General features: G+C 46.4%; 18 protein-coding genes and 1 pseudogene. 6 read left to right on the forward strand and 13 right to left on the reverse strand.

What is annotated here, in order from left to right; genetic code table 11:
• The first annotated feature begins 4 nt into the window (after positions 1–4).
• Positions 5–1,369 (forward strand): aminotransferase-like domain-containing protein, encoded by a 1,365-nt coding sequence (locus BEL05_RS01045; protein WP_028764913.1) that lies wholly within the window; start codon positions 5–7, stop codon positions 1,367–1,369.
• A gap of 115 nt (positions 1,370–1,484) precedes the next feature.
• On the opposite strand, the gene BEL05_RS01050 is transcribed toward BEL05_RS01045, so the two are convergent.
• Positions 1,485–2,186: an aspartate/glutamate racemase family protein gene (locus BEL05_RS01050; protein ID WP_028764912.1), complete on the reverse strand. Its 702-nt coding sequence runs from the start codon at positions 2,184–2,186 to the stop codon at positions 1,485–1,487.
• Positions 2,187–2,579: 393 nt separating this feature from the next.
• Positions 2,580–4,440 (reverse strand): annotated as a pseudogene (locus BEL05_RS01055) (choice-of-anchor I family protein).
• A 406-nt stretch (positions 4,441–4,846) separates the two neighbouring features.
• Between BEL05_RS01055 and BEL05_RS01060 the strand changes: the two are divergent.
• The 3 genes from BEL05_RS01060 to ilvN all read left to right on the forward strand — a co-directional run bounded on the left by BEL05_RS01060 (position 4,847) and on the right by ilvN (position 8,690).
• Positions 4,847–6,058, forward strand: coding sequence for a multidrug effflux MFS transporter (locus BEL05_RS01060; RefSeq protein WP_037429136.1), 1,212 nt, complete (start codon positions 4,847–4,849; stop codon positions 6,056–6,058).
• Between the two features lie 416 nt (positions 6,059–6,474).
• Positions 6,475–8,196: an acetolactate synthase 3 large subunit gene (locus BEL05_RS01065; protein ID WP_028764910.1), complete on the forward strand. Its 1,722-nt coding sequence runs from the start codon at positions 6,475–6,477 to the stop codon at positions 8,194–8,196.
• A complete protein-coding gene (gene ilvN / locus BEL05_RS01070; protein ID WP_028764909.1) occupies positions 8,196–8,690 on the forward strand; it encodes an acetolactate synthase small subunit in 495 nt (164 codons plus the stop codon). Before BEL05_RS01065 ends, ilvN begins: the two co-directional genes overlap by 1 nt.
• A 107-nt stretch (positions 8,691–8,797) precedes the next feature.
• Here ilvN and BEL05_RS01075 read toward each other — a convergent pair whose 3' ends face one another.
• The gene (locus BEL05_RS01075; RefSeq protein WP_028764908.1) at positions 8,798–9,235 is read right to left on the reverse strand and encodes a hypothetical protein; all 438 of its coding nucleotides are present in this window, start codon (positions 9,233–9,235) and stop codon (positions 8,798–8,800) included.
• A gap of 234 nt (positions 9,236–9,469) precedes the next feature.
• On the opposite strand from BEL05_RS01075, the gene BEL05_RS01080 reads away from it, so the two are divergent.
• Both BEL05_RS01080 and BEL05_RS01085 read left to right on the forward strand, forming a co-directional pair.
• The gene (locus BEL05_RS01080; protein WP_028764907.1) at positions 9,470–9,889 is read left to right on the forward strand and encodes a hypothetical protein; all 420 of its coding nucleotides are present in this window, start codon (positions 9,470–9,472) and stop codon (positions 9,887–9,889) included.
• A gap of 73 nt (positions 9,890–9,962) precedes the next feature.
• A complete protein-coding gene (locus BEL05_RS01085) occupies positions 9,963–11,324 on the forward strand; it encodes a leucyl aminopeptidase family protein (RefSeq protein WP_069670010.1) in 1,362 nt (453 codons plus the stop codon).
• A gap of 108 nt (positions 11,325–11,432) precedes the next feature.
• On the opposite strand, the gene BEL05_RS01090 is transcribed toward BEL05_RS01085, so the two are convergent.
• From BEL05_RS01090 to BEL05_RS01135, 10 genes are all read right to left on the reverse strand, one after another.
• On the reverse strand, positions 11,433–13,028 hold the full coding sequence (locus tag BEL05_RS01090; protein ID WP_028764905.1) for an ABC-F family ATPase: 1,596 nt from the start codon (positions 13,026–13,028) through the stop codon (positions 11,433–11,435).
• 272 nt (positions 13,029–13,300) lie between these two features.
• Positions 13,301–15,310 (reverse strand): S9 family peptidase, encoded by a 2,010-nt coding sequence (locus tag BEL05_RS01095; RefSeq protein ID WP_245686914.1) that lies wholly within the window; start codon positions 15,308–15,310, stop codon positions 13,301–13,303.
• A gap of 219 nt (positions 15,311–15,529) precedes the next feature.
• A complete protein-coding gene (locus BEL05_RS01100; RefSeq protein WP_037429135.1) occupies positions 15,530–15,760 on the reverse strand; it encodes a hypothetical protein in 231 nt (76 codons plus the stop codon).
• Positions 15,761–15,896: 136 nt separating this feature from the next.
• Complete coding sequence (locus BEL05_RS01105; RefSeq protein ID WP_028764903.1) at positions 15,897–16,655, reverse strand: SDR family oxidoreductase; 759 nt, start codon at positions 16,653–16,655, stop codon at positions 15,897–15,899.
• Positions 16,656–16,659: 4 nt separating this feature from the next.
• A complete protein-coding gene (mmsB, locus tag BEL05_RS01110; protein WP_500690797.1) occupies positions 16,660–17,574 on the reverse strand; it encodes a 3-hydroxyisobutyrate dehydrogenase in 915 nt (304 codons plus the stop codon).
• A gap of 36 nt (positions 17,575–17,610) precedes the next feature.
• The gene (locus BEL05_RS01115) at positions 17,611–18,744 is read right to left on the reverse strand and encodes an enoyl-CoA hydratase/isomerase family protein (RefSeq protein WP_069670012.1); all 1,134 of its coding nucleotides are present in this window, start codon (positions 18,742–18,744) and stop codon (positions 17,611–17,613) included.
• Complete coding sequence (locus tag BEL05_RS01120; protein ID WP_028764900.1) at positions 18,744–19,517, reverse strand: enoyl-CoA hydratase; 774 nt, start codon at positions 19,515–19,517, stop codon at positions 18,744–18,746. Before BEL05_RS01120 ends, BEL05_RS01115 begins: the two co-directional genes overlap by 1 nt.
• Positions 19,518–19,538: 21 nt before the next feature.
• The gene (locus BEL05_RS01125) at positions 19,539–20,696 is read right to left on the reverse strand and encodes an acyl-CoA dehydrogenase family protein (RefSeq protein ID WP_028764899.1); all 1,158 of its coding nucleotides are present in this window, start codon (positions 20,694–20,696) and stop codon (positions 19,539–19,541) included.
• Positions 20,697–20,864: 168 nt separating this feature from the next.
• Positions 20,865–22,370 carry a CoA-acylating methylmalonate-semialdehyde dehydrogenase gene (locus tag BEL05_RS01130; protein WP_028764898.1) on the reverse strand — a complete coding sequence of 502 codons (1,506 nt, stop codon included), beginning with the start codon at positions 22,368–22,370 and terminating at the stop codon, positions 20,865–20,867.
• 160 nt (positions 22,371–22,530) lie between these two features.
• The gene (locus BEL05_RS01135; RefSeq protein WP_028764897.1) at positions 22,531–23,721 is read right to left on the reverse strand and encodes a thiolase family protein; all 1,191 of its coding nucleotides are present in this window, start codon (positions 23,719–23,721) and stop codon (positions 22,531–22,533) included.
• Positions 23,722–24,077: the final 356 nt, after the last annotated feature.

Raw genomic sequence — 24,077 nt, forward strand, 5'->3', positions numbered from 1 at the left:
TGTAATGGGTACAATTTGGACGCCAAACTTAGCCGACTTTAACGGACCAAAATATCAACAACTTACGAGTGCAATCGAAGCCGCCATTCAATCCGGTGAAATTGGCCTACAGCAAAAACTCCCTCCTCAACGACGCCTAGCCGATGTATTAGGAGTGACGGTCGGCACGGTGACCCGTGCTTATGCACTGGCGGAGCAAAGAGGTTATGTTGAAGCAAAAGTGGGGGATGGTACCTATGTAAAGTCCCATCTGACGGCCGATACATCCCAACAGGTCAACTTGGCCACCTGTCAGCCACCGCTTGGCGATCAAACCAGTACTTTAAGTGATATCCTCGCTGATTTAGCCAAAGAACCAGCCAAACTCACTGAGTTAATGGGCTATCACGCTAACCCGCTCAATCATCATCAACGAGTGTTTCACCGATGGTTAACCTATCAAGGGATTAGCCATCACCCTGAGCAAATTCTGTTTACCCATGGTGCGCAGCAAGGCATATTCACGCTGTTAAATAGTTTACTCCAACCTGGAGAGGTATTACTGCACGAAGCACACTGCTATCCAGGGATAAAGGTTGCTGCAACCCAACTTAATATCAACCACTTTGGTATACCATTGACCAGTGAAGGGGTAGATCTGGAAGCGCTGACAACATTGGTTAAACAGCATCAACCAAAAGCTATCTATCTAACACTCAATAATCAAAACCCAACCTGCATTCAATACAGCATGGCACAGCGTATCGCCCTGCTGGACTTAGCGGTAGAACACCAATTTTATATCATCGAAGATGATGTCAATTACTGCCTCCCTGAAGAGTGGCACTTACCTTTGTGGCAGCAAGCACAACAACGCTCTGAAGCTGCCAGTCGACAAGTTGTCTACCTGTCGAGTCTATCGAAACGCTTTGGTGGCGGATTAAGACAAGGGTTTATGTTACTGCCCACCTCGATTATGGCGAACGTGAAATTAGCGCTGCATAGCCAATGCTGGATGGTGTCGCCCTTAAATGTTGAGATTGCTGCCAGAGTCATCACCAGTGGCAAACTCAGTGGCGAACGAGATACGCTGATCCGCGCTCGGCAGCAGAGATGTAAAGCCGTATTTAATGACTTAAGGCTTAAACATCGATGGCGAGGCTTAAATGGCTGGATACAGATGCCTACGCCAATCAAAGCACACCACCTAGTGACAGCGTTGGCCGCTAAGGGAATTTTAGTGCGCAATGGCGATGATTTCGATAATCACGATAACTATGTCCGCATCAGCATAGGCGGTGTTGTTAACGACACGGTTTTTGAGCAGATACTGCAGGAGATAAAACACTGCATCACTAACTTGCAGCACAGTACATACTCAGTGGTCTGATCTAACTTATAAGGTTCACAGAGGCAATAAATAAAGGCTACGGCATTAGGCGCTAAACATTTAGCGCCAAGCATAATCCCATGAGCTTTGCCAAAGCGAAGCGCGGATCACTCGTTCACACGCTGTCTATCAGTGCCAAGCGCACTGCACGCTCACAATGCAGCGCCGCAGTGTCATAAAGTGGTACGTCGGTATCTGTTTGGTCGACCAAGAGCGCTATTTCTGTACAGCCTAAAATTATCGCTTCAGCTCCTTGCTCCTTCAATGCGGTTATCACCTCAAGATACCTGGCTTTAGACGTTTCACTGATAATGCCGCAACAAAGCTCTTGATAGATAACATCATGAATGACTGTTTGCTCAGAGGGCGTCGGGACTAACGTTTCGATACCAAAATGGTTTGCTAGCCGGCCTTTATAGAATGCTTGCTCCATGGTGAAACGGGTACCTAAAAGACCGATACGTTTGATCCCTTGCAGCTGTAACACCTCAGCCGTCGCATCGACAATGTGCACCAAAGGAATAGACACCGCATGGGCAATTTCATCAAATACTTTGTGCATAGTGTTGGTACAGATCAATATAAAATCTGCGCCCCCGCGTTCCACAGAAAGCGCCGCCTCACTCAATATCTTAGCGGTACCGCCCCAATCGCCCTGATGTTGCATAGCTTCAATTTCAGCAAAGTTGACACTGTTTAGCACAATTTGAGCCGAGGTTAATCCACCACATTCGCGTTTTATCCCTTGATTGATTTTTTGGTAGTAGGTTGCTGTCGACTCCCAGCTCATGCCGCCTAACAGGCCAATTGTTTTCATGAAAATCCCTTAATTTCTGTTATTGACCAAACGCATACCAATGCAACCTGACAACTTTAGCGCGGCAGTCCCCTAACACCTCGCCAAAACTTCCAGAAAGACCATAATTGAATCATGACCATCCCATGATGCACATTGGCAACAGTTTTTTGGCTTAATATCCAATATATTTCATAAGCTTGCCTAAATTGCTCAATATTAAATGGGTGCCGCATCGAGGCGTTAAACGACAGCGAGTAGATAATGAGTATGCGGACATCTTCAGGCAATTATCTAGGGTTTGCAAGCCGCGCACAGGCATAAAATAACAAGGGAGTGCCAATCGCACTCCCTTGTTATTCAGTTTAATATAACGCCTAAAACAACTAAGGCTATTTTTAGCGTATTGGCGGCTTATAAGGCCAATTGATAGACACTTGTCGTTCCACTGACTTCATTGCCGATAATCAGTAACGGCTGCCCTGTTGGGCTACTTGCCGCACTGACAAATTTCATTCCCTCAGGGCCTAAGTCACCCGCCAGCTCCGGCGTACCGCTTATATCATTGCCATCAATGTCAAAATCAACCTCAAAATTGCGATTGATAACATAGTCCACAAACTGCACAGCAAATGGATTAGTGACATCGTAAATCATAAAGCCAGAAGTGCGCTCTAAGCCAATGAAAGCGTAATACTTATCACCTATCCGTCCTATCGCTAGAGCCTCTGGTTCAGCCCCTTTATCATCGCTGCGACTGTCGCCCTTGTTTTGTTCATTACTGTTATTAAAGTTATCAGCTAAGACAGCCGAGGTGATCCGCGCAAAATCGCTACCGCTGTCAAACACCTGTTGACCATTTTGATCCCAAATTGAGAATGAACGTCCACCATAAGCAAGGATTTTGTCATGATCACCATCACCGTCCTCATCGCCCATTGAGGTGGTGACCTTGAGTCGTGCCAACTGGGTCTTATCTTTCACCGCTGCAAATTGTGGATGGTTGGGATCTAAGACTAGATCTTCTGCCCGGGCCTCTTCTGAAAACCCCTTATAGTCACGTGAATCCCCTTCATTAGCCGTCACCACAAACTCGGCTCCATGCCAAGAGTAACTGGCGATAGTATCTGGCTGATACATGCCATAAACACCATCATAGGTTTGGAGGTTAACCCTATCGTCCTTATCACTGGCATCGATAGCGTTATGAGCTTGACCAAAGTCTTTGAGCCCTAATGGAAAAAATGCTATCGATTGTTAAACTATCTAAATTTATTACCGCAATCGCGTTGTTCTCTTGCAAACTCACAAAGGCTTGCTTGTTATCACTTGAAACCGCAATATATTCAGGCTCTATATCTTGTGCAACTGTCGCCCCAGGGCCGTTGATTTTAATCAGTGGACTCAAGGCTTCAGCGCGGCTAGCACCAACATTAAATGCGCTAAAGTCGATGAAGCTAGCTGTTTTAGCGACAACGCCATCATCAACAGCAATCACAGCGATAGAACCCTGTGGATCGACACTATAGTCATCATTTGGCTCACCCTCATTGGCAACAATCACTCGCTTTCCATCATGAGTGAATACCACATTATCAGGCAGTGCTCCAACCTCTACCGCATGTTGATAAACGGCGGTGCCAGTATCATTAAGCAGATAGAAAGCAATCACTCCGTTGCCTTGCTTACTATTACCTAGGGTATCGGCGCGTTCTACCGCCACAGCTAGCAAGTTGTCATAAATGGCTAAGCTATTAACGCCGCCAAGCAGCGTTTGATTGACATCCTTAGCCACATCTAATGAGCGAAGCTTAGCCACGTTATTCAATTGTAGGCGGTCAGCATCTACTATCGGTGACGTAGCCAAATTTGATGCATCGAGGATATCAACCATGCCGCTGTTAGCATTGACCACAAAAATCTGTTTAGACGCGGCATGAAAATCAACAATTTCTGCAGCACTTTGACCAAAATCTCCCGACTCGAAGCGCCCAACTAGGTTAGCATGCAATCCGATACCGCTTGATGTGCAAAGGTACTGAGTCTGAGCAGTATCAATCTCTGATTCGTCAAGCACTCCGCTGATATTGCTGTCTAAGCCTGTTTGAATCATCTGGCCACCCAGCGCACATTGTGGGTCACCTATTTTTAGTGCGGTAACCTTCACTAAACTGGCCACACCATTTTGCCCATCCACCCCATTTTTACCGTCATCACCGCTGCAGGCCGTTAACGTTAATCCGGCAATAAACGATGCGATTACTGTCATTCTCATTATAAAATTCCCACTTTTAATAAAGTTATGCCCAAATTCACGCCAAAATGACGCGATAAATAGAGGTAATCTAAGTGGAGATGACGACAGCTAAGTGACATTGAGATGACGTTTTGAAGACAAATTTATCGGTATTGTTCCCGAATTTTTACACTAATCGCGGCACAAAACAGCAAGCTATTCACTGAGAATCAACAAATCGCTCATCGAAAACCAACAAGCGCAGCAGTATAAAGCTTAAGCAAATATTTGTTACAAATCAGCTCAACAATCGATGGGGCTTTATGGATAAATCATTGGCCACTTTGGCTATAGATCCCTTACAATTAAGCTTCATTTCAGGTAACAACTCTCTTCCCCTTGTTATCAGCATATTTTCGTCATCAATTCATCACAAGAGGTATGAGTGAAGTCAACGTCGATCCCGAACCAAACCAATACAGCAAGCGTATTAAATTTGACGCTATTGATTCCTATGCTAGCGGCAATTGTGGCCATCACTCCCCTTGCGATTGATATGTATCTACCCGCTATGGCGACACTTGCTAGCAGTTTTGATTCAAGTATCACCACAGTGCAGCAATCTTTAAGCCTCTATCTTGCTGGGTACGCTCTGGGCATGTTGACGTTCGGCCCCATTGCCGATCGCATTGGTCGTCGGCCTCTGGTTATCATTGGCCTGAGTGGTTTTATGCTCGTTAGTCTAGCACTTGCGTTTGTGAAGAATGTTGAAGTGTTCCTTAGCTTGCGGTTTTTGCAAGCCTTCATTGGGGCAGCTGCAACCGTTGTTGTACCTGGGTATATCAAAGAGATCTACGGGGATAATACCGCCAAAGGGATGTCCTATGTTAGCTTGATCATGATGCTAGCCCCCCTACTGGCCCCCAGTGTTGGTAGCCTAATTTTAGAGTTTGGCGAATGGCATCTTATATTCTTTATCTTGGCATTCTATGCACTTTTTTTACTTAGCTTAGTGGTATTAAAGCTGAAAATGCCCAGTGATAGAGACCAAGGCAGTCGCAGCCAGAAGTCTTTTTTTGGTGCCTATGCCGTGGTCTTTACTAAGCCAGGCGTCAAACTGCATATTGCCAGTGGCGTTATGACCTCATTTGCTTTTTTCTGCTACTTAACTGCTTCGCCTTTTGTGTATATGGAAGTGTTTGGTTTAGATAAATCCCTGTTTGCGATTTTATTTAGCACAAATGTGGGCGCGTTAATGGCAGCGAACATTATCAACAGCCGTATTGTGGTCAAATATGGCTCGCGTCGAATGCTCAAAGCAGCCACGATTCTAGCCACTCTTGCTGGACTCGCGCTACTCAGCGTTAACCTATTAGAATTAAGTTTTCACTACACGGTTGCCATGCTCATCCCATTTATGGGCTTCTTAGGGATAATGTCAGTCAATGCTGATGCGATTGTGTTGATGAAGTTTCAACAAGAAACCGGCACTGCAACAGCGGTAATAGGCACATTACGCTTTGGCTGCGGAGCATTAGCTGGACCACTACTGGCGCTGTTTTACACAGGAACTGCCGTGCCCTTTTCGGCGTTAATGTTAGGCGCGGTGTGCTTGGTCGGTCTATTTCAGTTTTTCGCCCATCAAGCACAAAATTAGTGCTTATAGCCCAAAAACAGGTGACCTTGATGTTTATTACGTCACCTGTCCTCCACGACTTAATTTTAAGTCTCTTACTTTCAGCGCATTACTAGCAAGTGGCTGGGTGCTCCCACTCGGCTAATATCCACGCAAATCAAAGAAAATCAGGCCAAACCTTACAAGGTTTCGTTTTTAAAATGATGATTTTTATTCATCTTATAAATTTTTTTAAAGAAAATGCTTGTATTAACAACTCTTTTTTATATGATGAAATTCTGTTCATTAGATAACAGTCACCCCAAGCCTACAGGCGAAAAGCAAATTTCAGGGTGGTTAGCGAGTTTGAATTACCCTTCAAACTTAATTATTCAAGCGATTACCGTCGCTGTAGCAAGATACTGCATACCGTAGCGGTAACTTATGAGGGATCACCAATGGAGAAGTTATCCGGCGCCAGCATGATCGTCCGTTCTTTAATCGACGAAGGCGTTAAACACATATTCGGCTACCCTGGTGGCTCAGTGCTCGACATCTATGATGCACTGCACCAGAAATCTGGCATCGAACATATCCTAGTTAGACACGAACAAGCCGCTGTGCATATGGCTGATGGCTACGCGCGTGCCACGGGCGAAGTTGGTGTGGTACTGGTCACATCAGGCCCAGGCGCAACCAATGCCATCACAGGGATTGCCACCGCTTACATGGACTCCATTCCCCTTGTGGTGTTATCTGGTCAAGTACCAAGTAATCTTATCGGCAATGACGCATTCCAAGAGTGTGACATGATTGGTATCTCACGCCCAGTGGTGAAACACAGCTTCTTGGTCACCGACGCCAAAGATATTCCGGGCATTATCAAAAAAGCATTTTATATTGCTGCAACTGGCCGCCCAGGTCCTGTCGTGGTGGATATTCCAAAGGATTGTTTAAACCCTGAGATATTGCATGAATACCAATATCCTGAAGCAATCAATATGCGTTCATATAATCCAACGACCACAGGTCATCGTGGCCAAATACGCCGCGGCTTGCAAGCGCTACTCAGTGCTAAAAAACCTGTACTTTATGTCGGCGGCGGTGCCGTGATCTCTGGCTGCGACCAACAAATTTTAACCCTATCTGAAAAGCTGGGGATCCCCGTTGTCAGCACGCTGATGGGGCTTGGTGCATTTCCCGGCACCCACGCGAATAGTATCGGTATGTTAGGCATGCACGGTTGCTATGAAGCCAATATGGCCATGCACAACTCAGATTTAATTTTTGGTATTGGGGTACGTTTCGACGATCGAACCACCAATAACGTTGAAAAATATTGCCCTAATGCAACCATTTTACATATTGATATCGACCCTTCCTCTATTTCAAAAACCGTAAGAGTCGACATCCCCATCGTTGGCTCTGCCGACAATATTCTAGACAATATGTTGGCATTGCTCGATGAAGATGAACATCTCAAAAATGATGAAGGTGCCATCGACTATTGGTGGAGCGAGATCAATCAGTGGCGTAGCCGCAATAGCTTAAGCTATGACAAAACCACTGACCGCATTAAGCCACAACAGGTCATTGAAACCCTGCATAAACTCACCAATGGTGATGCTTATGTGGCCTCTGATGTTGGTCAGCATCAGATGTTTGCCGCACTCTATTACCCGTTTAATAAACCTCGTCGTTGGATTAACTCGGGTGGCCTAGGCACCATGGGCTTTGGTTTACCTGCCGCCATGGGTGTCAAAATGGCCAAACCCGATGAAACCGTGATCTGCGTGACGGGTGACGGCTCGATTCAGATGAATATTCAAGAGCTATCAACTGCGTTGCAATACGATACACCGGTGAAAATCATTAACCTCAACAACCGCTTTTTAGGCATGGTGAAACAGTGGCAGGATATGATCTATTCAGGCCGTCACTCTCACTCTTATATGGACTCTGTACCTAATTTTGCAAAAATTGCAGAAGCCTATGGTCATGTTGGCATGACAATTAGCGATCCAGCTGAACTTGAGGCTGGCCTTGAAAAAGCGTTGGCTATGAAAGATAAGTTGGTCTTTGTCGATATCAGTGTCGATGAAACTGAGCACGTCTACCCCATGCTGATCCGTGGCGGAGCAATGAACGAGATGTGGTTAAGCAAAACGGAGAAAAGCTAATGCGCCGTATTATTTCTGTATTACTTGAAAACCAACCGGGTGCTTTGTCACGTGTCGTCGGCCTGTTCTCACAACGCGGCTACAATATTGAGACGCTGACTGTTGCACCAACAGATGATGCCACCCTCTCTCGACTTAACATCACCCTCGAAGCAGATGAAGCTGTGTTGGAACAGATTGAAAAACAGCTACACAAGCTGATTGATATCCTAAAAGTCTCCAACATTACTGAAGCCAGCCACATTGAGCGTGAGCTAGCCTTAGTAAAAGTAAAGGCAAAAGGTGCGGGACGAGAAGAAGTGAAACGCACTGCCGATATTTTCCGCGGTCAAATTGTCGACGTTACCGCTGAGCTATACACCATTCAGATGGCGGGCACCTCAGATAAACTCGATGCCTTCATCAGCGCTATTGGTGAGATCACTAAAGTGATTGAAGTCTCTCGGTCGGGTGTTGTCGGTCTTTGCCGCGGTGAGAAAGCAATGCGAGCGTAAACACATAGTGCTTAATGCAAAACGCCAGCAGTGAATGCTGGCGTTTTTATCTGGCTAAGATTGATAGCTTAGTCAGAGCGACTAGAACTATCAATATCAGAGTGATATTACTTCAATGTCACCACTTCACCCGTTAATGCCACACCCGCAATCATTGCCCCTGCACCACATTGAAAGGTCTCTTCGCTTGAGGTTAAGTTATTTTTATAATTTGATTTAATGTTAACGACAGCATTACCACCTTGCTTTTTCGCACTCTTTTTAAGTGCAATCATTGCCGACAGAAATACCCATTGGCAGGCTTCTTGATCAGACTTATTAAACGCATTGGTTTTTTTGTTAGTCTTAAGCTCACCAAATTTGTTAACGGTTTCACCATATGCTTGCTCACCAAAATAAAATTGAACGTCGTTACCCAACTTCGTTTTTGCTGTTTCAGTGCTCAATGCATCAGCAATCGAATAGCTACCAACATCATCTCGAGCTGATGCAATTGATGAAATAAGTGCAAGAGAAGATAAAGCAAGAATGAAAATTTTTTTCATGTTAAACAATTCCATTTATGTCATTTACTGATTGGTATTATGGTTTTTAATCAAAGATACATTGGATTAAGAGCGATACTTATTATGCCAAGAGATTATACCAGCACAACATTATTAGCTAAATGAATCCAATATGGCCCTCATAATGTCTACCATTTTAACATCTTGTGGCCATCATTGAGATAGCCAGATTAAAAGATATGCCAAAAGCTTACCATGTGAGACAATCGCGCCATGAGAGTTTATCGTAAGTTTCACAAAGCACCGGTAAGAGTCTTACGCATCAGCCGTAAGCGCTTTGGGCTGCGTTTAAAACGAGACATGTTAGTGCTCAAAGATGCCCTGTCTCAAGAAAAGCAGGAAACCAAAGATATGTTGGTAACCTATAAACGTTATACCCGTAAGCAAGCCAATAAAGATGAGCTTAAACTCGCCAATCAGCAATTAGCCGACTTAATCAAAGGCCTTGGTTTAGGCATGTTTGCCGTATTGCCATTTGCGCCAATCACTATTCCGATTGTGGTTAAATTGGGCAAGGTTGTAGGCGTTGAAGTATTGCCAAGTTCTTTCAATAATTTATCAGAAAGAAAAGCGCATTTAGGCAGACTAGCTCAACAACAAAAACGCAGTGTAGAAAAAGCCAGCAGTAAATAACGCTCGGCTTTTACCCTGTGGCTTCCGCGTGCTAGTCTTAGGTAATTTTTGACCTAAAATAAGATGAAGCCCCATGACTCAACACCTCCTATCTGGTACTGAAGGAATCCCCCTTTCAATTATTGCTGCCGATGAATTCACAGCATGGCTTGAACAACAACCTAGCGCTCAGCAAACTTGGTTAACTAACACTAAATTTTCAGGCAAAGGCCTCAGTGTTATCCCTGGCCCAGACGGCAGCATTGCACAGGTGATCTACGTCACCCCAGAGGTCGATTCATATTGGGTATGTGGCGATATCGTTAATGAACTGCCTGCCAACCAATACCGCCTTGATGCCAATGAAACGCAGATGAAAGTTGCTGCATTTAGCTGGGCTCTTGGTGCCTATAAATTTGATCGCTACAAAGCCAATGACAAACAGTATCCACAATTGGTGATCAATAACCCACAAATCGTCGAGCAAACCGCTAAGTTGGTCCGCTCTGTCGCCATGGTACGTGATCTGGTTAACACCCCCGCGGCCGACATGATGCCACAGCACCTTGGTGAGCAGATGGAAGCCTTAGCCGATGAGTTTGGTGGTCAAGTCACACAGATTGTTGGGGACGAGCTGATCGCACAGAACTACCCCACTATCCATATGGTTGGCCGTGCCAGCGAAAATTTACCCCGTCTTATCGACTTAACCTGGGGTGATGAAAACGCACCGAAAGTGACCTTAGTCGGTAAAGGTGTATGTTTCGATTCTGGCGGGCTAGACCTTAAACCAGGCGCAGGCATGCGTTTAATGAAAAAAGATATGGGAGGAGCTGCCCATGTTATCGGTCTGGCACACCAGATCATGGCCAGCAACCTGCCAGTTCGCCTGCGAGTCTTGGTGCCTGCCGTTGAAAATGCGGTATCGGCAAATGCATTTCGTCCTGGTGATGTGATCACCACTCGTAAAGGTTTAACCGTTGAAATTGATAACACAGATGCTGAAGGACGTTTAGTCTTATGTGACGCGTTAGCTGAAGCCAGTGATGACAATCCTGAGCTCCTTATCGATTTCGCTACCTTAACGGGCGCAATGCGTATCGCCTTAGGCACCGAGCTACCAGGATTTTTCAGTAATGATGATGACGTCGCGCTTGGATTCACTGCAGCGGGCCTAAAAGTAGAAGATCCGGTATGGCGCATGCCATTGCATAAACCCTATATGGAGCTAACAGGCAGTGATATTGCCGATCTCGCCAACTGTGGTAAGACACCATTTGGCGGTGCAATCACCGCAGCGCTTTACCTTGAGGCCTTTGTTGATAAGAAAATCAGCTGGAGCCATTTTGATGTTATGGCTTGGAACAATCGTAAACTCCCAGGGCGTCCTGTGGGTGGGGAAGCCTTTGGTATTCGCGCGGTATTTGAATACCTACAGCAACGTTTCGATAAATAGCGGTAATTAACACGCCGACTCTCGCTAATCTTTAGCGTTAATCGGCGTTCATAAAAAAGCCCAAGGAAGTTTAACTTCCTTGGGCTTTTTTATTATCAGCAAACGCGATTAGGCATCAACACCCTTGCTGCGTAGGAACTCATCATAAGTCCCCTTGAAGTCATTGACCCCATTCGCGGTCACTTCAATAATACGGGTCGCCAATGATGATACAAATGCGCGGTCATGACTGACAAAGACTAATGTACCTTCATACATCTCTAGTGCATTGTTCAGTGATTCAATCGATTCCATATCTAAGTGGTTGGTTGGCTCATCCATCACCAAGATATTTGGCTTTTGCATAATCAGCTTACCAAACAACATGCGGCCCTTCTCACCACCAGACAGGACGCGAACAGACTTCTTGATATCATCAGAACCAAATAGCATACGACCTAAGTAACCACGGACACTCTGATCATCATCTTCAGGCTTACGCCATTGACTCATCCACTCAAACAAGGTCATGTCATTTTCAAAATCAGACTCATGATCCTGCGCATAGTAACCGATTGCCGCGTTTTCAGACCATTGAATGGTACCGCTATCTTGGGGGATGTCATGGATAAGAGTACGTAACATGGTGGTCTTACCCACACCGTTCTCACCCAATACCGCAATTCGTTCGCCCACTTCAGCAATCAGGTTGACGTCTTTGAATAAAGGATTTTGATCAAAACCTTTAGTCAGATTTTCAACCACTAGCGCGTTACGGAACAGTTTCTTCTCCTGTTCAAAGCGAATAAATGGATTCACACGGCTAGAGGCTTTGACTTCTTCCAATTTGATCTTGTCGATCTGTTTAGCACGAGAGGTCGCTTGCTTAGCTTTAGATGCGTTGGCCGAGAATCGAGCAACGAAACCTTGAAGCTCAGAGATCTGGGCTTTTTTCTTAGCGTTGTCAGATAACAAACGTTCACGAGCTTGGTTTGCCGCCATCATATATTCATCATAGTTACCAGGATAAACACGTAATTCACCGTAATCCAAGTCAGCCATATGAGTACACACTGAGTTCAGGAAGTATCTATCATGCGAGATGATGATCATGGTGCTATTGCGCTGATTAAGCATCTCTTGTAACCAACGAATAGTGTCGATATCCAAGTTGTTGGTCGGTTCGTCGAGGAGTAACACATCTGGATCGCTAAATAACGCCTGAGCCAATAGTACACGTAGTTTAAACCCTGGTGCTATTTCACTCATCAAGCCAAAATGTTGCTCTAACGGAATACCAACACCAAGTAGTAACTCACCAGCACGAGATTCGGCGGTATAACCGTCCATCTCGGCAAACTCCATTTCAAGATCAGCGACTTTAATACCATCTTCTTCGGTCATTTCAGGTAAAGAGTAGATACGGTCACGCTCTTGCTTTACTTTCCATAGGTCGGCATGCCCCATGATAACGGTGTCAACCACGTTAAACTCTTCATAACCAAACTGGTTCTGGCTTAGCTTACCTAAGCGCTCATTAACGTCTAAAGAGACATTGCCAGAGGTTGGCTCAAGTTCGCCGCCTAAGATTTTCATAAAGGTTGATTTACCACAACCATTAGCACCGATAAGACCGTAACGGTTACCGCCGCCAAATTTGACTGAGATGTTTTCAAACAGTGGCTTAGAGCCAAACTGCATGGTGATATTAGCTGTAGTGATCAAAGTGAGATTCCGAAAATTAGTTAAGCGTAGCGCCTGCTCCCTTAAATCCTACGCCGCAAACAAACAGTATAAACACCGTCTGTGCCTGGCTGATTAAAAAGCGCGCTAAAATGGACAAATTAAAGCGCGCTACTATAGCGATTTAGCCCCCAATTAGCAACTTTAACTGCAGCGGGTAACACTAGTGGCTCTAATTTATGCACTAATTTATAGCACTGGGGATGTGGTTAGCTTTCCCTACAAAGTTTGCCATAACACGACAGTCTAATAAATTAACGGACTTGGGGATCCATGACAGGTAAGTGTTCGCTATTGTCTAAGGTGAGCGTTTGAATATTACCTGCGGGCTTAAAACCAAAAACTTGGCCATAAAACGACAGTTCAGCTTCTAGCGCCGCAATCTGATTGGCCGGTTTTTGCAATCCGTGCCCTTCATCCTCATAGCTAAGCAGTGCGCTTGGCACGCCGCGGCTCTTTAGCGTATAAAAGATGGACAGTGATTGATCGGGTGGCACGATAGGGTCGTCCAACCCGCGTATGAGCAGCAAAGGCTCGGTCAGTTGCTCGAGGTGATAGAGTGGCGAACGATCGCGATACACGCTTGAACCCGGTTTTAAATCGCCAACCAATTGATCTAAATAACCTTGTTCAAATTTGTGGGTTAACTTATCTAAAGAATCTAAGTCACTAATACCAGAATAAACCACGCCGGCACTAAAGGTGTCGTAAAAAGCCAGTGCCGATAACACGGTGAAGCCCCCTGCACTGCTGCCACGTATTGCCAGTTTTTTGCCATCGACCCATCCACGTTCAACCAGATAATTCGCCGCCTGCACAGCATCTTCAACATCGGCTTGACCCCATAATCCATAGAGGCTGCGACGATAATCACGGCCAAAACCCGAGCTACCGCGATAGTTAAGATCTAACACCGCAAACCCGCGGCTGGTCCAAAACTGAATGTCGCGGCGAAAACTCAAACTGGCACTGGCAGTTGGCCCACCATGCATCATCAGCAACAGCGGTGGGCGCTGATCTGACGGCGAGAGATAGTTAGGGTTACGTGGGCCGTAATAATACCCGTGCACAGGTGTATCACACTTGGCAGAAGTAAAACTGATGGTTTGTGCACGTGCAATATAATTGGGGTCAACCACTGGTAACTGTGGTGCATAAACAAGTTCTACACCGCGCCCCTTAACGCGATAGATCCCCTTTTCTGGGGTGGCTTTATTGCCGACAAAATAGACACCATCAGAACCTTTAATTACTTGCCTCACATCGGCAAATTCCGCAGCAATCGTGCTGACTAAGCCACTGTCTAAATCAATTCTGACTAGTTCTGTCTTACCTTTGCTTTTGTAGCTCGCGATAATGGTATCTTCAGATTCAAATGCATAATTATGATTACCCATCATCCAATCAGGCACCGCAAACTCGGCCGACTCTTGCAGTACTTTCTCAAGGGTTCCCTCTGCTGTTATACGGTAGATGTTCCACCAATTATCGAAATCAGCAATAAAGTAAAGCTCACCGCTAGGGCTATATAAAGGTTGGGTGATGGAGCCAGAGTGCCCTGCAAGCAACTGTTTAGGTTCACCAACGTCCCCTGCGGGTGTTAAGTCCGCCACCCACAACTGAGTGATGTCCCAGGGCATATTTGGATGTTGCCAGCTAATCCATGCAAGCTGGCTGTTATCGGGGGAAACGCGCGGCGAAGCGTAAAAATCTTGTCCACTGAATAAGGTTTGCCCTTCATTTTTAAAGTTAAGGTTAAGTGAAACAAGACTAGAAGTTGGCGTACCTGGTTGTCGATGATCTTCACGCACGCAGACGAGCCGCGACCCTTTAGGGTATGAGACACAATCCGCATGACGAGTGCCATTCGGTGTTAAGGCAACAGGCTCTTGATTCGGTGCGAATCGATACAGGCGTTGATCATCTCGCTTAACCGCAAATAAACTATTGCCAATACCCAGTAACGGCGCGCCGCCATATTCATGAACCCGGGTTTTAACGTCAAACTGGGCGCTCACGGCTTCTGTTAGCTCACCTTTCAGAGCCAGTCGTTTAATACCTACTTTCCCCTCATTCTCACTGTCTGAAAGTGAGAAATACAGCGCTTCATCAACACTTTGCAAAACACCTATCCGATCAGAGGGACCATAGACATCCTCAGCAGAGATAGTCGATATCCAACTGCCATAATCCTCAATCATTCGGCCGCTACGTTGGTCAACAGCCTGTTTTTCATCGGTGTTTTTTGGGCCGCAAGCAAGAATAAAGCTCCCTGCAAATAGGGCAAACAGAGTGAGAGTTAGATAGGAGCGAATACTTAGTACGCCTTGCACAGCCACCTCAATACTTACGCCACTTGCACTTATGGGCCTGTGACTATTGTATGGCTAGGACATTCAGCCACAAAGGGATAAATTTAACTTATTTTACATAAACTTAAACATATAGAAAGGTTATATAACCGCACATTCCACTAAACAGGCCTACTTACGCTTAAATGGCAACTTCTGCTTCAGCCAAAGCCGAGTATTAACTTGTTGCTGCGGGTTTAAACCGAAATAGATACATAACCATGGTGAGATCAAAATATACCAAGGTAAAGTGGCGCTACCTTGCTGTTGAAATAGTAGGTAGAAAAATCCAACGTAGATGACCAATACTCCAACAATGCCAATCAGTAGCATCAGACGCTTAGTCAATCTCTCTATCCACATACCTTTGCTCCTTTGATTCTTGGTCAATCTGAGTGGTTTTCATTATTACCCATTTAACTGCGCATTTAAATCATTCAATAAAAAACGGGCTAATGCCCGTTTTTGTGTTTAAGCGTGACCACTATTGTCAGCGCTTTTAAATGCGAATGCCGCCATCAATTTCAAAGACTCTACCGTTAACATAATCATTTTCGATAATGAATTTTACGGTCGAGGCGATTTCACCCGCTTGGCCTAAACGCCCAACAGGAACCATCTTCTCTAGACGCTCAAGCGCTTCAGGTTTCATTGCCGCCGTCATTTCGGTTTCGATCACACCAGGGGCAACCGCCGCACTACGAATATTGTACCGCGCAAGCTCCTTTGCCCAACCAACTGACATCGCTGCAACGCCCGCTTTAGACGCGGCGTAGTTGGTTTGACCTATATTGCCCGCCTTAGCCAAACTGGAAATATTAATGATCACGCCTTGCTGCTCAGACTCAATCATAGCTGCGGCGGCTTCTCGTCCACACAAAAACGAGCCGGTGAGATTAACATTGATCACCGCTTGGAACTGCGCGAATGACATGCGGTCGATAACCTTTCCCTCTTTGGCTTTAACCAACATGCCATCGAGTAAAATACCAGCGTTGTTAATCAATACGTTAACCTGACCAAAATCTTCCAAGATATAGCCAAAACCTGCCACCACATCTTCTTCGTCAGTAATATCGAAAGCGTAACCTTGCACTTCCGTTGCCGCGCCGATATCAGCACAAGCACGTTCAAGTTTCTCTTGATCGACATCGATAAGCGCCAATTTCGCACCAGCAGCAGCCAGTTCTTGCGCCATTGCAAAACCAAGTCCGCCTGCGCCACCCGTGATGACAACTACCTTATCTTTTAAATCCATCAATCTACCCTTTCTTATTAAACTGCTCAAAAATACTGGAGAAATCTCGCTTACCATTACCCTGGCGAGCATGATTCACATATAAACTGCGGGCCAATGCCCCCATTGGGGTGCTCGAATTAGACAATAATGCCGCTTCTTGGGACAAGCCTAAATCTTTAACCATCAAGTCGACCATGAAACCTCCCTGATAATCGTTGGATGATGGCACCTTTTCCATCACGTCTGGACAAGGATTATATTTATCTAGCGTCCAATTACCACCACTACTGACTTTCATGATCTCAGAAAGCACTTTTGGATCAAGGCCATGATCTATACCCATCTGAATAGATTCACTGGTACCCACCATCAAGACAGACAACAACATATTGTTGCAGATTTTTGCCACCTGACCAGCGCCCGCGCCACCCGCATGAAAAATATTCGCCCCCATCGCATTAAGAACACCTTGGGCTTGCTCAAAAGCGTGGTCACTACCACCGCAAATAAACGTGAGAGTACCACCAGCAGCGCCTGCGGTGCCGCCCGATACAGGCGCATCGATAAATTCCAGCCCCTTGGTTTGGGCCTGTGCGGCAACAACGCGGGCACTGTGCGCATCAATGGTCGAGCAATCAATTAATAGCGTACCATCCGCGACGACATCAATAATGCCTTTATTGCTCTCGTCACCCAGATATAAGCCCCGAACATGTTTCCCCGCTGGTAACATAGTGATCACCACATCCGCGGACGCTGCTGCCGCACACGCACTTGGCGCAGGAATAGCCCCTTGCTCACTGACGTCATGTAACGCCTGAGCCGATAGGTCGAACGCTTTAACGGTAAAGCCCGCCTTCACGAGATTAACAGCCATAGGGCCGCCCATGTTTCCTAATCCAATAAATGCAACAGTACTCATCTTTTGCTCCTTTATCAGGGTTGCCCCTTTAAAAAACTATGACTTAAACCACTAACAGCCTAGCTGATTCAACGGATGTTCATCACTCGACCATGGTGAGGCCATCAGCTTTTCAATCGCAAGCGCAGGGACCTCCTCGACCGTGGCATATTGCCACTTAGGTTGGCGATCTTTATCAATCAGTAATGCACGAACCCCTTCGACAAAGTCGCCACTGGCACAGCAATTACAGCTAAGCGCTAACTCAAACTGAAACACCTGTTCAAGACTCATATCAGTGCCTAAACGTGATTGCTGATCAATTAGACATAGACTTAACGGGCTACCTGCCAACAAGGTTTTTAATGCCCTATCGAGCCAAGGTTCTATGGTTTTCTCGCCACTCGCCCTTGCTAGCACTTGAGATAAGTCGCCACTCATCAACTCATCAATCTGTGATTGATTGACCGCAAGTGTACTCTCTGCAAGCGGGACAGCGCAGCGGCCAGTCATCGCTTCTAACAGTGCGTTGAGTTTGCTGTGGTTCGCACCAATATCCCCTTCCCAGTCGACACTAGCAAGGGCATCAAATAACGGCTCTTTATCATGACTATTTAAATAGTGATTACCAAGGCCGACAAAATGCGCATCGGCGCCACTCATGTTGTAAGCGGTCATGCCAAGAAAACGACCTAGGTGGCCGGGCATGCGATTTAGGAAATAGCTACCACCCACATCAGGATAGAGACCTATGGTGACTTCAGGCATGGCAATACGCGAACGCTCAGTGACCACACGATGACTTGCCCCAGCCATGAGTCCGAGACCGCCGCCCATCACAATGCCATCCCCCCACACTAATACGGGTTTATCGAAAGTATGCAGCAGATAGTCAAGTTGATATTCTTGCGCAAAAAATGCTGTAGCAATGTCACTGATCTCACCAGAGTGCGCTTTTGAGGCATGAAACAAGGCTCGTACATCGCCACCAGCACAAAATGCTTTTTCGCCAGCGCCATCCAATACCACCATGGCAATGGCATCATCTTGCGCCCAGCTGGTTAGCTGCTTAGTCAATGCCTGGATCATCTCCATGTTTAACGCATTAAGCGCTTTTTCCATGTTAAGCGTTGCGACCCCAACCTGTTTGCCCGATAAGGTGCCTAGCGTTTGAAAGATAACGCTATTAGTTTGTTCACTGTTCATTAGCTGTTAGTCCAATTTGCCTTGCGCTTATCCAAAAACGCATTAACGCCCTCTGCTTGATCGTCCGTATCAAACAACCCCACAAATAGCTCACGCTCAACAGGTAGGGCTTGGCTGCGAGGCATAGCTCGTCCAGCCTGAATAAGCTGTTTACAAACGGTCACGCTACTTGGACTTTGATTAGCAACCTTGTCAGCAAGCGCCATCGCGCTGTCTAACGCGCTGCCTTTGGCGACAACCTCTTCTACCAATCTCAATGACAGTGCTTTGGTAGCATCGACACGTTCACCACACAATATCATACGTTTTGCCCAACCTTCGCCGACCAATGCAGTCAGATTCTGTGTCCCACCAGCACAGGGGAGTAGGCCAACGGTTGCTTCAGGCAGTGCCATCACCGCTTGTTCCTCGGCAATACGAATATCACAGGCCAAGGCGACCTCTAAGCCGCCTCCCATGGCATAGCCATTTATTGCCGCAATCGACACTCCACGAAACCCACTTAAGGCTTCAAATGCTTCACCAAAATGTTTAGCCATAGTGGCCGCGTTACCTTTATCACCATCGGCAAACAGTTTCAGATCGGCACCAGCACTAAAGAACTTTTCACCTTCTCCAGTTAACACCAACGCGTAGATAGATTTATTGGCATTGAGCTCAGTCACTTTTTGTTTAAGCAGTTGCAAACTGTCAGCCGTCCAGGTATTTGCTGGCGGGTTATTCATCGTTAATACGGCCGTATGGCCAACAATTCTTTCAATAATGGCAGTCATATCTATATTCCTTGGCGACAATTACAGGATTTGGCTAGCATTTTCGTCGAGTAAACGACGAGCAATGATAAGACGCATGATCTCGTTAGTTCCCTCTAATATCTGATGCACACGCACATCACGGAAATGGCGCTCCAGCGGATACTCACGGATGTAACCGTAACCGCCATGAAGCTGCAAGGCCCCATCACAAACGGCAAATCCGATATCGGTCGCAAACCGTTTAGCCATGGCGCAATAAGCTGTCGCTTCAGGATCGCCACTGTCGAGTTTAAATGCGGCTAAACGTACCATCTGCCTTGCTGCGACAAGCTCTGTTGCCATGTCGGCTAGTTTAAACTGCAATGCTTGAAACGCGGCAATGGGCTTACCAAATTGCTTGCGCTCGTTCATGTATTGCGTAGCGCGCTCCAGAGCTGCCTGGGCTGTTCCCACTGAACAGGTAGCAATATTAATACGACCACCATCGAGTCCCTTCATCGCAAAGGTAAAACCTTGGCCCTCTTCACCGAGTAAGTGAGTGATAGGAACACGCACATTGTCAAAGGTGATCTCTCTAGTTGGCTGCGCATTCCAGCCCATTTTATCTTCCGCTTTACCATAGGTGATCCCAGCAGCATCAGCAGGTACCGCAATCGCTGAGATCCCTTTAGGTCCCTCTTCGCCCGTGCGGCACATCACCACGAGCATTTCGGTCGAGCCAGCACCAGAGATAAACATCTTGGCACCTGAGATCACATACTCATCGCCATCACGGACCGCTTTAGTTTTCAATGACGCCGCGTCGCTACCCGCACCCGCTTCGGTTAAACAGTATGAAGCAAGCTTTTCCCCCGTGGTCAATGACGGTGACCACTCATCACGCAGCGTTTGAGAACCAAAACTGGTGATCATCCAAGTCGCCATATTGTGAATCGTTAACATGGCAGTGGTTGCCGTGCAGCCCATCGCCAACTGTTCGAAAATAATCGATGCATCGAGGCGAGAAAGTCCCATGCCGCCCTCTGATTCGGGCGAGTACAATGAACAGAATCCGAGTTCGCCCGCTTTTTGAATCACATCTTTTGGAAAGTGATGCTCTTCATCCCACTTAGCGGCATAGGGTGCAAGTTCTTCTTGGGAAAATTGTGTCGCTAGTTCAGCAAACTGACGCTGGTCTTCATTCAGATTGAAATCCATCTGATCGCTCCTTGTGCACCTTTAGTTCTGCGCCATATTGCGTTATCACAATGGCTTTATTTGTGGCGGTGCGTTACTTGTTGATTAATGTATTTAACGTGTTTTGGCGACAAAGCAATTGTCACCATGAAAGGCCTAAGAAGAGTTAGCTTCCTAGGCCTTAGTTATTTACTTCAGTGCTATGGTCATATTTGGCGCATGATGTTCAGCTTCGCTGATATCAGACTCAAACCAGCGTGCGGTGATGGTTTTGGTTTCAGTATAGAAACGCACCGCTTGCTTGCCGTAGGCATGTTGATCACCATAGAAGCTACCCTTCCAGCCCGTAAATGAGAAGAAAGGAAGTGGCACAGGAATAGGAACGTTGATGCCAACTTGACCCACTTCGATATTGTGTTGATATTTACGCGCAGCCGCGCCACTGGCGGTGAAAATAGATGTGCCGTTGCCGTAAGGACTAGCGTTTACAATCTCAATCGCCTCTTCTAATGTCTCGCTTTCCATGCAGCACAGTACAGGCCCAAAGATCTCCTCTTTGTAGATACTCATCTCTGTCGTCACATTGGTGAACATAGTCGGGCCAACCCAGTTGCCTTTCTCGAAGCCTTCAACGGTAAAGTCGCTACCATCAAGCAGACACTCTGCCCCCTCTTCTTTACCTTGCGCAATCAGCTTTAACACGCGCTCTTTTGCCGCAGGGCTGATAACAGGGCCATAGGCCGCCTCTTTATCATCCCAAACACCCGGTCTGACTTTAGCGATAGCATCACGTAGCTCTGGGATCCATTTCTTAGCTTCGCCAACGAATACCGCCACAGACAACGCCATGCAGCGTTGACCAGCAGCCCCTACAGAGGCACCCACAAGGTTATTGATCACTTGCTGCTTATTGGCATCTGGCATCACCACACAGTGGTTTTTCGCACCAGCAAAAGCTTGCACACGCTTAAGATTGTCGGTACCGGTTTTATAGATATATTGACCCACTCCGACAGAACCAACAAATGAGATCGCCTTGATATCTTCATGGGTAAGCAGCACGTCAACCGCCGTCTTATCGCCATGTATTAATTGTAAAACACCTTTAGGCGCACCAGCTTCTTCAAACAACTCCACTAGACGCTGAGGCGTCATAGGATCTTGCTCCGAAGGCTTAAGTACAAAGGTATTACCGCAGGCGATGGCCAATGGGAACATCCAAAGTGGAATCATGGCTGGAAAATTAAATGGTGTGATCCCCGCACAGACACCCAGCGGCTGGGTATAACTATAAGTGTCTATGCTACGAGCCACATTCTCGACCGTCTCTCCCATAATAAGGCTTGCAATATTACAGGCATGCTCGGCCACTTCGATACCGCGCCATACATCACCCTTTGCATCCTCAAAGGTTTTACCCGTCTCTTGGGCTAGAATAGTTGCGATTTCATCATGATGAGCTTTAAGCAAGTGCTGATAGCGAAACATTACCCGAGCACGCTCTGATACAGGGACCTCTTTCCAGGTGGTAAATGCCTTTTTAGCACTGGCTATGGCAAACTCAACTTCATTGACGGTCGCCGCGTTAATGGTCGCGATAACCTCGTTATTAGCTGGATTTGTCACAGAGATCTGTTGTTGGCCTTCACCTAAGGTAAATTGACCATCGATGTAATGTTTCACTTGAGTTGTCATATCGCTTTCCTAAGATCTTTTATCGCCAAGCGTTATTAAACGCTCAAGCAGTTGTTCTATGTAAGTGACAGCAAAAAACTCACATAATTAAAAGGATTATCGTGTTAATAGAGAATAAACCGTGCGGGCTAACCGCTTAAGTGCTAGCCCTTCATATCCATTAGAGTTCAATGGCCATCGCCGTCGCTTCACCACCGCCGATGCACAATGACGCCACGCCTCGCTTAAGACCTTTGGCCTTAAGTGCATGAATAAGTGTCACCAATACGCGAGCACCTGAACATCCGATGGGGTGACCTAACGCACAGGCACCACCATTAATATTGACTTTAGCGGCATCCAAACCTAGTTCAGAGATAGCCAGCATAGTCACCATGGCAAAAGCTTCATTTATCTCAAACAGGTCAACATCAGTTTTATCCCAGCTTACTTTTTCAAGCAGCTTACTCATGGCGCCAACGGGTGCGGTAGTAAACATGGACGGCTCTTGAGCATGAGTAGCATGGCCTTTAATCGTCGCCATAATCGCTAACCCATTGGCGTTTGCCTGCTCACGCGTCATCAACATTAGTGCCGCTGCACCATCAGAGATGGAACTCGAGTTGGCTGCGGTGATAGTGCCATCTTTGGCAAATGCTGGTCGCAATGTGGGGATCTTGTCAGGACGAGCATTACCTGGCTGCTCATCAGTATCAACAACCATATCGCCACGTCGGCTTGATACGGTCACTGGTACTATCTCAGCTTTAAATGCACCGCTTTCAATCGCTGCATTGGCCTTTTGTAATGAGTTAAGTGCAAACTGGTCCATCGCTTCGCGGCTTAGCTTAAACTCATCGGCCGTTTGCTGTGCAAAGGTGCCCATCGCACCACCGGTATAGGCGTCTTCCAGACCATCAAGAAACATATGATCCAACACCTTGCCATGGCCCATACGCATGCCGCCGCGGGCTTTATCTAATAGGTATGGCGCTTGGCTCATGCTCTCCATACCGCCGGCGATAACAATATTAGCGCTTCCCGCTTTAATCAGATCATGCGCAAGCATGACGGTTTTCATGCCTGAGCCACACACTTTATTTACCGTCGTTGCGCCCACCGACAAGGGTAAGTCAGCGCCCAATGTCGCTTGACGAGCAGGAGCTTGTCCAAGCCCTGCAGGCAATACACAGCCCATCAACACTTCGTCAATTTTACTCCCTTCAATCCCTGTCGCATCCACTAAGCCTTTTATTGCGGTGGCGGCAAGGCTAGGCGATGTCACCGTTGACAGTGAACCTTGAAAGCCGCCCATAGGAGTGCGCTTTGCTGCCACAATAACGATATCTTGGTTTGATTGCTCTGTACTCATTTTCCGCTCCAATTAAGGTACTCATGCGTCTGGCTCACATCGAGATAAAGATGTGAACTGTGATCGTCTTCAAATAATATTCACTGTGACGTTTACGCGAACGTAAAGCAAGTGATTAGTGGTCAAATCTGCATAACTTTAGTCTAAGGTTTTGTCAGTCTGTATTTACAGTCTCAGTGATACATGGATTAACCATCAATACAAAACGGGTTAATTAGACGACACGGAGAATGGATGTTGGAGGGCGTTATGAGTCATGGCATGTCGTATACTTTTGATTGCAAACAACTGATAATAAAAAACTTCACTAAATATTCACCGAGTATTACCGACAATTCACTCGCCAGTAACTCAGG

Source organism: Shewanella colwelliana, assembly GCF_001735525.1.
In the GTDB taxonomy this organism is placed as follows: domain Bacteria; phylum Pseudomonadota; class Gammaproteobacteria; order Enterobacterales; family Shewanellaceae; genus Shewanella; species Shewanella colwelliana.